Below are 14,056 nucleotides of genomic sequence, written 5' to 3'. Positions count from 1 at the left end.
GTTTATCATAGACGCCTCTAAAATATTTACGGTTATATTCAATCGCAGCATTATTCGGAACATAAGAAGCTGCCAATTCATTATAATAATAAGCTTTATCTTGATCTCCTAATCTGCTATAACAAATACACATTTGTAAATATGGAATCCACGTATAACTAGCCGGACTGTGAAAAGGACTATCCTCTGCTAGCGGCACTTCAGTTGCTAGCTTAAACCAAAATATCGCTTCATTATACTTTTGTTGTTCCATATATATATATCCTATTCTTGTACAATTCTCTCCTCTAGGAATACCATAACGAAACGACTTCGTACAAGATTCAACTGCCTTCTCCCAGTCTCCTAACTTCGCATAACAATCCCCTAACTTACCACATGCATAAATTTTCTCTTCATGCCATCCTTCCTCTTGATTAAGAAATGTTTCATACAGAAGAACCGCATCGTCATATTTTTGATTATCCATAGATTCATTACCGTAATAAAATAAATCTCTCGAGCTTAATTCTTCTCCAGCTGCTACAGCATTTTGAAAAATTTTTAAATTACGATTCGTTACTTCTTTTTCCTTTTTATGTGTAATAGCGACATTACTATTGTAAATCTCACCAGAAACAGCTAAATACTCATGTACCTTTCCAAACCATTGAAATTGTTTTTCACGCTTTACAAGTCGGTATCTTCTTGTGCAATATAAAGGTTTCCCATTAGAATCCATTACAAGATAATAAGGCATAGAAACAGCGTCAACTTTACCATCTAACTCTCGTTTTAATGTTTTCAGTGATTCTTGAGCTTCCTCTAATAACACATCATCAGCATCTAACCATAATATATATTCTTGCGTTGCTTTTGAAAACGCAAAATTTCTAGCTGCCGCAAAATCATCAACCCACGGAAAATCGTGTATGTTAGAAGTGTATTTTGCTACAATTTCCTTCGTTCGATCAGTGGATCCTGTATCAACTACAATAATTTCATCAACAATTTTTTCTACCGCGTCCAAACATCGATCTATTGTATTTTCCTCATCGCGAACAATCATACATAGACTAATTGTAATTCCTTGCTTGTTCAACATAATCACCCTCTTCCAACTCAATCATATGTTATACATACAATAAACTTTCCATTTTTTTAACTTGTTCAAGCTATTTAAGATTTCTTTTTAATAATTCAAATGTCCGTGTCATTTTCTTGCGATTTTGCATCTACTATATAATGAAAGCTTTATGGAGGTGAATTTATGTCAAATAATAATTATTCAGATGGCTTAAATCCTGATGAATTCTTATCAGCTAGTGCATTTGATCCTAATCTTGTAGGTCCAACTTTACCACCAATACCACCGTTTACACTTCCAACCGGGCCTACTGGGCCTACTGGGCCTACTGGACCTACTGGACCTACCGTACCTACTGGGCCTACTGGGCCTACTGGGCCTACTGGGCCTACTGGACCTACTGGGCCTACTGGGCCTACTGGACCGACTGGGCCTACTGGGCCTACTGGAGACACTGGTACAACTGGCGCGACTGGACCTACTGGGCCTACTGGAGACACTGGCGCAACTGGACCTACTGGGCCTACTGGAGACACTGGTGCCACTGGTGCGACTGGACCTACTGGACCTACTGGGCCATCTGGATTAGGACTTCCAGCAGGATTGTACGCATTTAACTCTGCTACAATTAGCGTAGCTCTTGGAATTAATGAGCCAGTACCATTTAATACTGTTGGATCTCAGTTTGGTACAGCAATTTCTCAATTAGATGCCGATACTTTCATCATAAGTGAAACTGGATTCTACAAAATTACTGTTATCGCATATACTGCATTAGTAAGTGTATTAGGTAGCCTTGCAATTCAAGTTAACGGTGTCAATGTACCAGGTGCCGGAACAAGTTTAATCTCACTTGGAGCACCTCTCGTTATCCAAGCGATTACACAAATTACAATAACTCCATCAATGGTTGAAGCAGTTGTTACAGGACTTGGCTTATCGCTAGCTCTTGGTACTAGTGCATCAATTATTATTGAAAAAATTGCTTAATTTTTTACTTAGCAGTAAAACTGATATTAGTTTTACTGCTTTTTCAATTATGAATTCAATCATGAAACCTTCACTACCTACATAATCATATTGTTGTATGACATTTCGCAGGAGGCATCTATATGGAAAATAAATCTGCTGTCCAGCTTTACCTCGAGTTGTTAAAGAAAACAATTTTGTTTGAAATATGGCTAGAGTATGAGCCATATTTACCTGCTTCGTTACATATATCTAAGGAACTTCCATACGAACCCGTTACAGTTCCACTACCTTTATTTATTAAACAATATGCAGAAAATCATAATTTAAAAATTATTAAACCTAACGTTTTAAAAAGCGAACGTCAAGACGGAATGGATTGGCCAAGAGCAGCACACAGTATGATCGGCCGGGAACGCATGAATCAATTACATGAAGCATTAGAAACAGTTGTCCGTGAAAATATAGAAGGTGATTTTATTGAAACAGGTGTGTGGCGCGGGGGATCGTGCATTTTTATGAATGGTTTTTTACAAGCAAACAACATTACTGATCGCAATGTATGGGTTGCCGATTCATTTGAGGGCCTCCCAACACCAAATATAGAACAATACCCGAGAGATTTCGGCGATTACTTACACAGCTTTGATTATTTACGTGTTTCTTTAGAACAAGTACAAGAAAACTTTAGAAAATACGATTTATTAAATGACCAGGTAAAGTTTTTAAAAGGTTGGTTTAAAGATACTTTACCCTCAGCACCGATAGAAAAAATTGCGATTGCTCGCCTTGACGGTGATATGTATGAATCAACGATGGATGGTCTCGTAAACTTATACGATAAAGTTTCTAAGGGCGGCTATATAATTATCGATGATTACGGACTACCACCATGCGCTGAGGCTGTGACAGACTTTAGAAATCAAAGAAACTTAAAAGCTCCTATTACTAAAATTGATGTATTCGGGGTTTATTGGCGAAAAGAATAGGGCGAAACTTTATTCAGTTAGGGTTTCTCCATCTCACACTAATTATTAGCCTTCGCCAATAGCATGATAAATAAAAACAAAAGCTCCCATTACTATTTCCAGTTGTTCTAGGGAGCTTTTTACATATCGCAACAGTTCTAATATCGTTTCCCCTCCCACTATAAAATGTTAGCTGCATATTAAAAATGTTGGTTCCCTATTTACTACAAGGAAGGAGTGAAATTATGAGCGAGCTTGAAAAAAAAATCGCATTAATCCCACCTCCCGAACTCGTCCAATATGTAGGTGGCGACTTTCAAAAGGTTGGAAAAGAATTCATAAAGCATTTTATTCAAATTGGCAGTTTAAAATCCAATGAAACAGTGTTAGATGTAGGTTGTGGTGTCGGTCGAATGGCGGTTCCATTAATGAATTACCTAGGTGATGATGGAGCTTATTATGGATTTGATTTATTTAAAGATGGCATTACATGGTGCAAAAATAATATTTCAACTGCCCGTAGCAATTTCCATTTTGAACACGTTGATATATATAATCAATTCTACAACCCAGAAGGAAAAGAAGATGCTTCTCAATACAAATTTCCATATGAAGACGATTCATTCGATTTTATTTTTTTAACTTCTGTATTTACCCATCTCCTTCCGAAAGAATTAGAACATTACGTATCTGAGATTGTACGTGTTCTAAAAAAAGATGGGAGATGTTTTATTACCTTCTTTCTCATTAACCCTGAATCATCCTATTACTTAAATTCTGGGCTAAGTACATTAGGTTTTTATCATCAAATTGAAAATTGTTATGTTGTGAATAAAGATATTCCTAATTTCGCAGTTGCCTATCCTGAAGAAGATATCCGCACCTTATTAAATAAACATGGCTTAGAGGTAATTAATAAACCGCATTATGGTTTATGGTGCGGCAGAAATGAGTATACAAGTTATCAAGATATCGTTCTTACAAAAAAAGCTTCTGAAAGGTAGTTTCGTATGAATAATAAAAAAAAGTCACCTCTCGTTTCCATCCTTATTCCCACTTATAATCGACCACATTATTTCAAAATTGCTCTAGAAAGTGCATTAGCACAAACTTATCCAAACATTGAAATTATTATAGGAGACGATAGTACAAATGATGAAACAGAAATCTTAATAAATGAACAGTATTTACCTAATTATAAAAACATAACATACATTCGAAATACCACTACTTTAGGACAATTTCATAACGATCTTATGCTCTTAGAGAAATCTAATGGGGAGTATATAAATTTTTTAATGGACGATGATGTGTTTTATAATCATAAAATACAAAAAATGATGGCTTATTTTGAGCAAGACACAAATAAAAATCTCGCTCTTATAACTTCTTATCGAGTACGTATTGATGATCACGGGAATTTAATTGGAGATGCTCATCCAACACAAAGATTATATAGCGAAGACATTCAATTAAACGGAATATTTTTAGGCGACTGGATGTTAAAAGGTGGACATAACATTATCGGTGAGCCTACAACTATTCTGTTTAGAAAACAGTTACTCACTGAACCTTTCGGCACGCTAAAAGGAAGGCACTATTCTTGTAGTGTCGATATGGCATCATGGATTTCCTTACTTTCTAAAGGAGACGCAGTATACATATCCGAACCTTTAAGCCAATTTCGCTACCATACTGGGCAACAAATACACAGCAAGCTCCTTGAAGGATCTGAGGATTTTACGCAACTCGTTATAACTTCAAAAGAATACGGATTTTTACAAGATAATACAGATTATAGACTAGGTCTAATTAGCGCTTATAAATGGTGTAAAAATTCCTTAGAATATTATAGCCAGCTACCAAACCTCATTCCAGATGCACATGTACGTCTTTCCCATTGTTTGGACATAATTATAAAAGAGCTACATCATTAGTCTATTCTGCGAAAATAAAATGTGTGAGCTTTACGTGAATAATGCGTATAGTTCATACATTCTTTTTAAACTATGTGATGCACCAACTAAAACCCACTAATATAGAGAGCAGTAGAAAGGAATTCATACAGTGAAAGATCCGAACACTCAATATCAAATAGACTACATATTAATATTCATTTTATTTGCCATTGGGATTGTTAGCTGCTTTGCTATCGCAAGTGCACAAGCTTCTTTACCACCATTTTTACAAAACGTAAATTTTGTATTAAAACAAATCCAATGGTATGCCATTGGATTTATCGCCATTGGTGTTATTATGGTTATTGATTTCGATCGCTATAAACAAATTGCTTGGTATTTATATAGCTTTGCACTCATACTTCTAATTGGCCTAGAACTTCAAGTTCCTGGCGCCGTTACAATTAAAGGGGCTACCGCGTGGTACAGACTTCCAGGCATCGGAAACTTTCAGCCTTCTGAAATTATGAAATTATTTTTGATTATCGTCGTTGGACGAATTATAGCGAATCATAATGAAAAATACCTTTTTCGGACAACTCGTGAAGATTTCATTTTACTTTTAAAAATATTTGCAGCTAGTTTACCTCCACTACTTCTAATCGCAAAAGAACCTGATTTAGGAAACACAATGGTCATTTCAGCGATGCTTGCAACAATGGTTTTAGTTTCTGGTATACGTTGGCGCTTTATCCTCGGATTAACCTCCGGTATTTTCGCCATAGGCTCTACCTTAACATATATTTATTTCACGCATACAGAGTTCTTTAAAGAGCACATTCTAAAAGAATATCAATTAAATCGCTTCTATGGTTGGCTTGCACCTTATGAATATGACGCACAAGGATACCAATTAAGACAAGCATTTTTAGCTACTGGATCAGGAGAGATGCAAGGAAAAGGATGGGAAAATAGACAAGTATATTTTCCAGAGCCACATACAGATTTTATTTTTACAAATATCGCTGAACAATTCGGCTTTTTAGGAGCAAGTGTTATTATTTCATTTTTTTTCTTACTCATTTACCGAATGATCCATATCGCTTTAGAAAGCAATGAACCTTTCGGTAGTTATATTTGTGCTGGTACAATTGGAATGTTTACGTTCCAAGTATTCCAAAATATTGGGATGACAATTGGTTTACTCCCTATTACAGGAATAACGTTACCGCTTATGAGCTACGGCGGGAGTTCACTGCTCACATATATGGTTGCTATTGGATTTATTTTAAACGTACGCTCAAGAACTAAAATCTTTATGTTTAAATGAACCATATCGAAAAACGGTATGGTTTTTTTCTATGTCCATTTTAGATATACTAATGAAAAAATAAGCTGGAGGTTTAAATATGAAATATGACATTATAGGTGATATTCACGGATGCTTCCAAGAGTTTCAAGATTTAACAACGAAACTAGGGTATAGCTGGGATAGTGGTATCCCAATTCATAACGCAAAACGAAGGCTTGCATTCGTTGGTGATATTACAGACCGAGGTCCTCATTCATTACGGATGATTGAAATTGTATGGGAGCTCGTAATAAATAGAAAAGATGCTTATTATGCTCCAGGGAATCACTGTAATAAACTGTATCGTTTCTTCCTTGGACGTAATGTTACAATCGCTCATGGGCTCGAAACAACTGTTGCAGAATATGAAGCATTGCCTTCTAATAAGCAACAAATAATAAAAGAAAAATTCATTACTCTTTACGAACAATCACCGCTATATCACATACTGGATGAAAAAAAATTAACCGTCTGTCACGCTGGTATTCGGCAAGATTACATAGGAAGACAAGATAAAAAAGTACAAACCTTTGTATTATATGGTGATATTACAGGCGAAAAACACCCTGACGGCTCACCTGTCCGCCGAGATTGGGCGAAAGAGTATAAGGGTGAAACATGGATTGTTTATGGACATACACCTGTCAATGAACCTCGCTTTGTGAATCATACAGTCAATATTGATACTGGTGCTGTATTTGGTGGTAAACTAACTGGACTACGTTACCCTGAGTTGGAGACCGTTTCTGTCCCTTCTTCCCTACCTTTTGTCCCTGAAAAGTTCCGCCCAATTTCATAAAGTGAAACTTTAATCAGTGGGGGTTTTGTTCATCCCCCACTGATTATTAGCCCGCACCAATCGGGATAAATACCTCTACTTAATACAATTCACGATTTGCAGAGGATCATGGTGTTTTCTAGACATATTCCACACTAAAACTAGATAAAGCAATTAAAAAAAGATGCAATAAAGTGTATCTTTTTTTAATTGCACGGCATATACTGTCGCAGGAGGTGACGGAATGAAGAAAAAATCTTCTAAACAAAAAAGAAAATTCCACCCTTTATACCATCCCATGTATGGAATTAACAACTGGTGCAGTATTCGAGCTGCAGCTATAGAAGAAATAGAAGAACAAGAGTCATCAAAAAAAAGCAAACCGAGAGAAAAATATATCTCTTTAGAAAATGCTGTTATGAGGCGAATTATAGATAGCAGGAAAATAAAAGCAAAACAAAAAAAGAAGCTCGCTTCTAATAATGATGAACCTGTGCTTAATTCGGAAAAGATACAAGAAAATATAGAAGAAAACATTCCTGCAGCAATCAAGGAAAAAGTACAACCAGAAATTCCAGCTACTATTATAAATCAAGTAAAAAAAATAAAAGAAGCATTAATCTCGGGCAACGATGTACAAATAGAAAGATCCGCCCCTATTCAGGCTCCTGTACCTACACCTATAAAAAAAGAAAATAACAAAGGAGCTCGTCACGCATATAAAGAAGGACTTCACTCTAAAGCTGATGGAATCGCTTCACATGCAGAAGGGCTTCTTACACATGCAACGGGTCCCTTTTCTCATGCAGAAGGGACAAAAACAAAGGCAACTGGACATAGTTCGCATAGCGAAGGAAGTGAAACGACAGCAGGCGGCTCTTATTCTCATGCAGAAGGAAAACATGCAATTGCTTTGGGCGAAGCAGCACATGCAGAAGGAACCGCAACTATCGCTAACGGATTCTCATCTCATGCGGAAGGAAATCATACATCAACAGCTAATTTTGCAGGCAGCCATATTATGGGGAAATTTGGTACAGCAGAAGAAGCTTATTCCTGGTTTATCGCAAATGGGACAAATGACACTGATTATAATATAGGTGCCAAATGGCTTGCCCATAACGGAGAAATGTATATCGATGGTGCTTCTTACAATGCAGGTGGTACTGATTTTGCACAAATGTTTGAGGCAGCAGATCATAGCCCTATTGATATCGGCTATTTCATTACATTTAGTAGCGAAGAAAAAATTCGAAAAGCTACTTCAAATGATACATTCATATTAGGCATATCCAGCGCTACTCCTGCTCTCATAGGAAATAGCGGTGCTTTAAGTTGGCAAAAACGCTATGAAACAGACAGCTTCGGAAAACGTCAATATACGCGTACGGATACGCAAGAAATACGACCTCTTTTAAATACAGAATGGGATCCAGCTTGTAAGTATATATCAAGAAGAGAACGTACTGAGTGGCTTCCTGTCGGATTAATTGGACAAATGTTAGTACGTGATGACGGCACTTGCGAAACACACGGATATTGTCGTCCAAATGATGACGGCATTGCCACAAAAGCTGAAAGTGGCTTTTTCGTTATAAAACGTACTGGTGAAAATCAAATTTTAATATTATTTCGCTAAAAAAAGGGAACAAAATTCTTTTTATGATAAGAATTTTGTTCCCTTTTAATTGTTATGTAAAGCGTATTGCATATCCTCTGGGATACTTACGGTAAAAGTCATTCCCTTTTCTAAAATAGGATGATAAAACGTCAAAGATGTACTATGCAGCGCTTGACGTTTTATCACATCTCTTCGGCCACCGTATAGATCATCCCCAAGTAGCGGATGTCCTATATATGCCATATGTACACGAATTTGATGTGTTCTTCCCGTCTCGAGCTCAAGCGCTACATGCGTCTTATCGGAAGAACTCTCCATCACTCTAAAATGAGTAACAGCTCTTTGACCATCTTCACAGACAGTTCGCTCGATAATACTATCCGCTTTTCGTCCGATTGGCGCGTCAATCGTTCCTACTTCTTCTAAAATAGTCCCATGAACGATTGCCTCATACGTTCGTTTCACCCCTTTTTGTTGATGCTGCTTCGATAAAAGGTGGTGAACGAATCTATTTTTCGCAATTAACATAAGCCCTGAAGTATCACGGTCTAACCTCGTCACAATGTGCACCGTACTTGCAAGATTTTGTTTATCATAATGATATAAAAGAGCGTTTGCAATACTTCCTGACGGGTGCTCCCTAGACGGAATCGTCGACATATTTGCTTCTTTATTTATAACAAGAACCGCATCATCTTCATATACGATACATAAAGGGATCTCTTCCACTTCCATCCCTTCACTTCTTTCCTCCACTGGAAAAAAGATTTGTAACTCTTCACCAGCTTGTAACTTGTGACGAACACTTGTGTGTTGACCGTTTACTTCAATTGCTCCCCCGCGGAACTTTATATCCGTTAAAGCAGCTTTCGAAATCCCTTTTGTTTTCAAAAATTCTCTAACTAAAGTTCCCTCTTCAGCCAGCCCTATATCCCATTTCAATGTAAATCTGTTCAAATATATAAACCCTCTCTATTTATCTGCAACAAACGAGTCACGAACACGTTTCCAGAATGGGAACGGACGGAAACGAACAAATCGTACTTTCTCGTTTGCAACGCGATACTGAATTGATTTCACATCTTGATGAACCATCGTCAAATGATCCACGGTAATTTGCATGTTCATTCCTACAGCCGGCTTTAAAACGCATGTATGATGCTTCGGCAGTACGAGCGGCGAACCTACCGTACGAAATACACGATTGTTGATAGATGCCATTTCTGCAATTTGAATCGCTTCAATAGAAGGGTGAATAATTGCTCCGCCAAGCGCCTTATTATACGCGGTACTTCCTGAAGGAGTAGAAATACAAAGACCATCTCCGCGAAACGTTTCGAAATACTCTCCGCGTATTTCCACTTCTGTTACTAATGTACCTTCTGCACTTTTTACAGTCGCTTCATTCATCGCCAAATACTGCGACTCTTTACTACCATTCACATAGCGAATAATCACTTCTAAAAGTGGATATTCAACCACTTGGAACGGTGTTTTAGCGATTGCAATCACCAACTTCTCTACTTCCGTCGGTAACCAATCTGCATAGAAACCTAAATGCCCTGTATGTACACCAACAAATGCGGTTTCATCTAATCGATTATAGTAACGATGGAATGCATATAAAAGCGTTCCATCTCCCCCAACAGAAATTACAATATCAGGTTCCTTTTCATCCATTGTAAACCCAAAATCTAACAAGTATTCTTTCATCGTACTTGCTAGTGTATCTGATGATTGATCTCCCTTTGACATAATTGTAAATTTCATCGCCCAACACCCTTTAGTTTATGATTCAGAATCTTTCGTTTCCTGCTTTCGTGAAAAGACCTTTTGCGCTTCTTGAATTTCAAGACGAATGGAAGACATTTCTTCATCTAATAAAAACGCCGCTTCCGCTGCACGTTGTAAGCGTATTTTAATATCTTCAGGAAAACGTCCACTATATTTGTAATTTAAAGAATGCTCAATCGTTGCCCAAAAATTCATTGCTAACGTGCGAATTTGAATTTCAACTAACACTTTTTTCTCCCCCTGTATCGTTTGAACAGGATAACTAATGACAACGTGGTAAGAGCGATAGCCGCTATCTTTCTTTTGCGTTACATAATCACGTTCTTCTACAATGTCAAAATCATTTCGTTTTCGAAGATATTCTACAACAGGCTTAATCTCATCTACGAATTGACACATCATTCGAAGGCCCGCGATGTCCTGCATATCTTCTCTAATTCGGTCTAGCGGTACATTTCTCTTCTCCGCTTTATCAATAATACTTGCAACCGACTTTACCCTTCCTGTTACAAACTCAATTGGAGAATGCTCCGTTAACATTGCAAATTGAGTACGCATTCCTTTTAGTTTCACTTTCAGCTCCGCCACCGCTTGGTGATACGGTGCTAAAAATTCTTCCCAATTACGATTCATTTCAACCACCACCAAAATCAATCCATTTGCTTATAGAAACACTTTTTCTACAGCAGTTACTAGTTCTTCTCCGTAATTTGCATTACCTTCAATATTTTCAACTAAATATTCTACTTCTTCTTTTAATCCTTCTAATTCTATTTCAACATCATTCACGCGAATAAACATCGCTGTATCTTTATTCATCGCTTCATGCATTGCTTCCCAGCATGTATGCGGAATACTTACATAAATGAAAGATGATTCATTTTCTAAGATATATAAAAATGATAAATTGTCTGAGTCTACAAGTACGTGATTACGCGCACTTAACTCCTTTACCTCTATTTCAGTATTTTCCGCACAAAAAATAAGCGCATTCTCTCTCGTTTCTACGCTCTTAACTTGAATTTTATTTTGCATACTCGAACTCCTCCATCTCAACTTCCTGTCTTACTTAACAGTATTATTGTATCATAACATGGACGCAAACAAATAAAACATTGAACCAAATTTGCGAAAAAGCGATAATGTGGAAACAATTATTTTTCAAAAGGAGCGCATACAATGACACAAGAAATTGAAATTGAATTTAAAAATATGGTTACAGAGGAAGAATTCCAAACATTATGCAAATCTTTTTCTATTGAAGCATTTACAAAACAAGTAAATCACTACTTTGAAACGCCTCACTTCTCTTTAAAAGATACGGGCTCTGCACTTCGTATTCGTCATAAAGATGGAACTTATACATTAACATTAAAACAACCTGCTGAAATTGGTTTATTAGAAACTCATCAGTCTGTAACAGAAAAAGAAGCACAACTTATGATGGAAACAAACACAATCATTCAAGGAACTGTAATGGATCAGCTACACAAATTACAAATTCCCGTTTCCTCTTTAACTTATATGGGTAGTTTAACAACAGAAAGAGCTGAAATATTATTTGAAGGCGGAACGCTTGTCTTTGATCATAGTTTCTATTACAATCACGATGATTATGAAATTGAATACGAAGTGCAAGATGAAAAGACCGGTAAAGCAGCATTTATAAGGTTATTAAAGCAACATAACGTACCAGTTCGTCATACAAACAACAAAGTAAAGCGCTTTTTCCTTGCCAAACAAAACGAAGAGCGCTAAAGTAAAATTTCCATCAGTGAAGAAGAGCTGTACTTACGGCTACATTTCACCTTTTTGAAAAGCAAAAGATTTATTAGCAACATATAGAATAAGCAAAGAATGTTATGAAGGCTGTTTAGTTGCTCTTCATAACATTCCATTGCTACAATAGATATACATTTCATGGAAAAAGGGGTTTATAAAGGATGAGCAAGCAACCGATGACACCATTTGAAGCAATCGGCGGTGAACAATGCATTGCAACATTAGTGGATACATTTTATTCCTATGTCAGTGAACACCCTGACTTATCTCCGATCTTCCCGGATGATTTAACAGAAACTGCTAGGAAGCAGAAACAATTTTTAACACAATATTTAGGTGGTCCTAATTTATACACTGAAGAACATGGGCATCCTATGCTAAGAGCACGCCATCTTCCGTTTGAGATTACTCCAAAACGCGCAGAAGCTTGGCTGTCATGTATGGAGCAAGCAATGGATGATACAGGAGTGCACGGTCATATAAGAGAGTTTGTTTTTGAACGTTTAGCATTAACTGCTCAACATATGGTCAATACTCCAAATGAAACAGGTGAAGTGTAATGGATAAGCAGGAAGCAAAGCATATAAATATGCCTTCTCCTTCCACATGCGAGCATAAATCTGTAGAAGCATATTTATTTATTGATCCACTTTGTAAAGATTGCTGGGATATCGAGCCATTTATTATTAAACTATGGCTTGAGTATGGGAAATACTTCTCTATTCGTCATATAGTAACAGGAAAAGTGGACGGGGCAAACGCTTCCTCACACAAATGGAATAAACCTGCTAATATTCGATTTGTGTGGGAAAAGACAACTAGTTTACAAGGTTTTTCATGTGATGGAAAAGTACATATGCAAGAGGCGTCGTCAACACCGTATTTAGTTTCGATGGCAATTAAGGCGGCGGAGTTGCAAGGCCGAAAAGCAGGTTCGAAGTTTTTGCGAAAACTCCAAGAATACATTTTTCTTGAAAATGTATCAAACCCTGACTGTGAATTATTGCTTACATGTGCTAAAGATAGTGGCATTGATGTAGAGGAATTTAAAAAAGACCTACACTCAGTTAGCGCAAAAAAAGCTTTCCAATGCGACCTAAAATTCACAAATGAGATGCATATTACAGAAATACCTTCCCTCCTATTTTTTCATGCAAATTCAGATGAGGAAGGTATTAAAATCACAGGGATTTATTCCTATGATGTATACGTACAGCTATTAAAAGAACTGGTAAAATGCGAAATTGAGCCAGAACCATTACCTCCTTTAGAAGTATTACTAGAAGCAACACAATTTATTTCTTCAAAGGAAATCTCATTTATATATGACTGCCCTCAGCAAGAAATAGAGCGTGAACTAAAAAAATTACAACTAAAACGAAAAGTACAAATGATTGAAGTGAAGTGCGAGCGTTATTGGAAATGGATAGCAAAAGAAAAAGACCTGGTGTAAAGACCAGGTCTTTTTCTTTACGGCTTATAAAAATATTAAAGGGGATGGGAGAAATTTTCACGTTCAAACAAAGGGGTATATGTTTGTATGTGAATTCGTTCACGCTTATTATATTACAATATTCGACGTCAGATGACAACCCCTTTTGTCGAATTTCACATTTTTGTCACATTCTAAACGTTTTCATTCTTGAATAAGCTATAAAAAAAGCAATTTAGGAGGTTTCCTTATGAAAAAATCTCATATTTTTCTTATCTTTCTATGTGTTATTGTTTCTTTTTTCTTGTATATCCTCTCTCTATTACAAGCTTTCCCTAAAATTATTGCCTTTCCTCTTTTATTCGGAGTTATCGTCATCGCTGTCTCTTATTTCAAC

The 14,056-nt window shown here is 36.8% G+C and carries 15 protein-coding genes; 10 read left to right on the top strand and 5 right to left on the bottom strand.

Annotated features, from left to right (window positions below):
- The coding region (locus tag AB3X49_RS10110) for a glycosyltransferase (RefSeq protein ID WP_367961833.1) at positions 1 to 1,084 on the bottom strand (1,084 nt) is incomplete at its 3' end.
- 165 nt (positions 1,085 to 1,249) lie between these two features.
- On the opposite strand from AB3X49_RS10110, the gene AB3X49_RS10105 reads away from it, so the two are divergent.
- From AB3X49_RS10105 to AB3X49_RS10075, 7 genes are all read left to right on the top strand, one after another.
- Entirely contained in the window at positions 1,250 to 2,056 is an 807-nt protein-coding gene (locus AB3X49_RS10105; RefSeq protein WP_367961831.1) for a BclA C-terminal domain-containing protein, read from the top strand.
- 122 nt (positions 2,057 to 2,178) lie between these two features.
- On the top strand, positions 2,179 to 3,024 hold the full coding sequence (locus tag AB3X49_RS10100) for a TylF/MycF family methyltransferase (RefSeq protein ID WP_002064272.1): 846 nt from the start codon (positions 2,179 to 2,181) through the stop codon (positions 3,022 to 3,024).
- A gap of 224 nt (positions 3,025 to 3,248) precedes the next feature.
- Positions 3,249 to 4,007, top strand: coding sequence for a class I SAM-dependent methyltransferase (locus AB3X49_RS10095; RefSeq protein WP_002030399.1), 759 nt, complete (start codon positions 3,249 to 3,251; stop codon positions 4,005 to 4,007).
- 6 nt (positions 4,008 to 4,013) lie between these two features.
- Positions 4,014 to 4,940 (top strand): glycosyltransferase family 2 protein, encoded by a 927-nt coding sequence (locus tag AB3X49_RS10090; protein ID WP_002064268.1) that lies wholly within the window; start codon positions 4,014 to 4,016, stop codon positions 4,938 to 4,940.
- A gap of 130 nt (positions 4,941 to 5,070) precedes the next feature.
- Positions 5,071 to 6,231, top strand: a complete 1,161-nt coding sequence (locus AB3X49_RS10085) for an FtsW/RodA/SpoVE family cell cycle protein (protein ID WP_002030401.1) — start codon at positions 5,071 to 5,073, stop codon at positions 6,229 to 6,231.
- Positions 6,232 to 6,310: 79 nt separating this feature from the next.
- Complete coding sequence (gene prpE, locus AB3X49_RS10080) at positions 6,311 to 7,051, top strand: bis(5'-nucleosyl)-tetraphosphatase PrpE (RefSeq protein ID WP_016093071.1); 741 nt, start codon at positions 6,311 to 6,313, stop codon at positions 7,049 to 7,051.
- A gap of 223 nt (positions 7,052 to 7,274) precedes the next feature.
- Complete coding sequence (locus tag AB3X49_RS10075; protein WP_215574587.1) at positions 7,275 to 8,669, top strand: peptidase G2 autoproteolytic cleavage domain-containing protein; 1,395 nt, start codon at positions 7,275 to 7,277, stop codon at positions 8,667 to 8,669.
- Between the two features lie 45 nt (positions 8,670 to 8,714).
- On the opposite strand, the gene AB3X49_RS10070 is transcribed toward AB3X49_RS10075, so the two are convergent.
- Genes AB3X49_RS10070 through AB3X49_RS10055 form a run of 4 tightly spaced genes read right to left on the bottom strand, consistent with a single transcriptional unit; the run spans position 8,715 to position 11,480 of the window.
- Positions 8,715 to 9,608: an RluA family pseudouridine synthase gene (locus AB3X49_RS10070; protein WP_002134973.1), complete on the bottom strand. Its 894-nt coding sequence runs from the start codon at positions 9,606 to 9,608 to the stop codon at positions 8,715 to 8,717.
- A gap of 15 nt (positions 9,609 to 9,623) precedes the next feature.
- The gene (locus AB3X49_RS10065; RefSeq protein ID WP_367961826.1) at positions 9,624 to 10,421 is read right to left on the bottom strand and encodes an NAD kinase; all 798 of its coding nucleotides are present in this window, start codon (positions 10,419 to 10,421) and stop codon (positions 9,624 to 9,626) included.
- An 18-nt stretch (positions 10,422 to 10,439) separates the two neighbouring features.
- Positions 10,440 to 11,078, bottom strand: a complete 639-nt coding sequence (gene yjbM, locus AB3X49_RS10060; RefSeq protein WP_002125951.1) for a GTP diphosphokinase — start codon at positions 11,076 to 11,078, stop codon at positions 10,440 to 10,442.
- A gap of 30 nt (positions 11,079 to 11,108) precedes the next feature.
- Entirely contained in the window at positions 11,109 to 11,480 is a 372-nt protein-coding gene (locus AB3X49_RS10055) for a UPF0738 family protein (RefSeq protein WP_002011362.1), read from the bottom strand.
- Between the two features lie 144 nt (positions 11,481 to 11,624).
- On the opposite strand from AB3X49_RS10055, the gene AB3X49_RS10050 reads away from it, so the two are divergent.
- The 3 genes from AB3X49_RS10050 to AB3X49_RS10040 all read left to right on the top strand — a co-directional run bounded on the left by AB3X49_RS10050 (position 11,625) and on the right by AB3X49_RS10040 (position 13,680).
- Entirely contained in the window at positions 11,625 to 12,203 is a 579-nt protein-coding gene (locus AB3X49_RS10050) for a CYTH domain-containing protein (protein ID WP_002064261.1), read from the top strand.
- A gap of 185 nt (positions 12,204 to 12,388) precedes the next feature.
- On the top strand, positions 12,389 to 12,787 hold the full coding sequence (locus tag AB3X49_RS10045) for a globin domain-containing protein (protein ID WP_000043388.1): 399 nt from the start codon (positions 12,389 to 12,391) through the stop codon (positions 12,785 to 12,787).
- Complete coding sequence (locus tag AB3X49_RS10040; RefSeq protein ID WP_002011359.1) at positions 12,787 to 13,680, top strand: ClpXP adapter SpxH family protein; 894 nt, start codon at positions 12,787 to 12,789, stop codon at positions 13,678 to 13,680. Before AB3X49_RS10045 ends, AB3X49_RS10040 begins: the two co-directional genes overlap by 1 nt.
- Positions 13,681 to 14,056 lie beyond the last annotated feature (376 nt).

The sequence above is a fragment of the Bacillus sp. C30 genome, assembly GCF_040838255.1.
Classification (GTDB): domain Bacteria; phylum Bacillota; class Bacilli; order Bacillales; family Bacillaceae_G; genus Bacillus_A; species Bacillus_A mycoides.
Note: the sequence above shows the minus strand (reverse complement) of the source record. Positions and strands in the feature narration are given on the sequence as shown.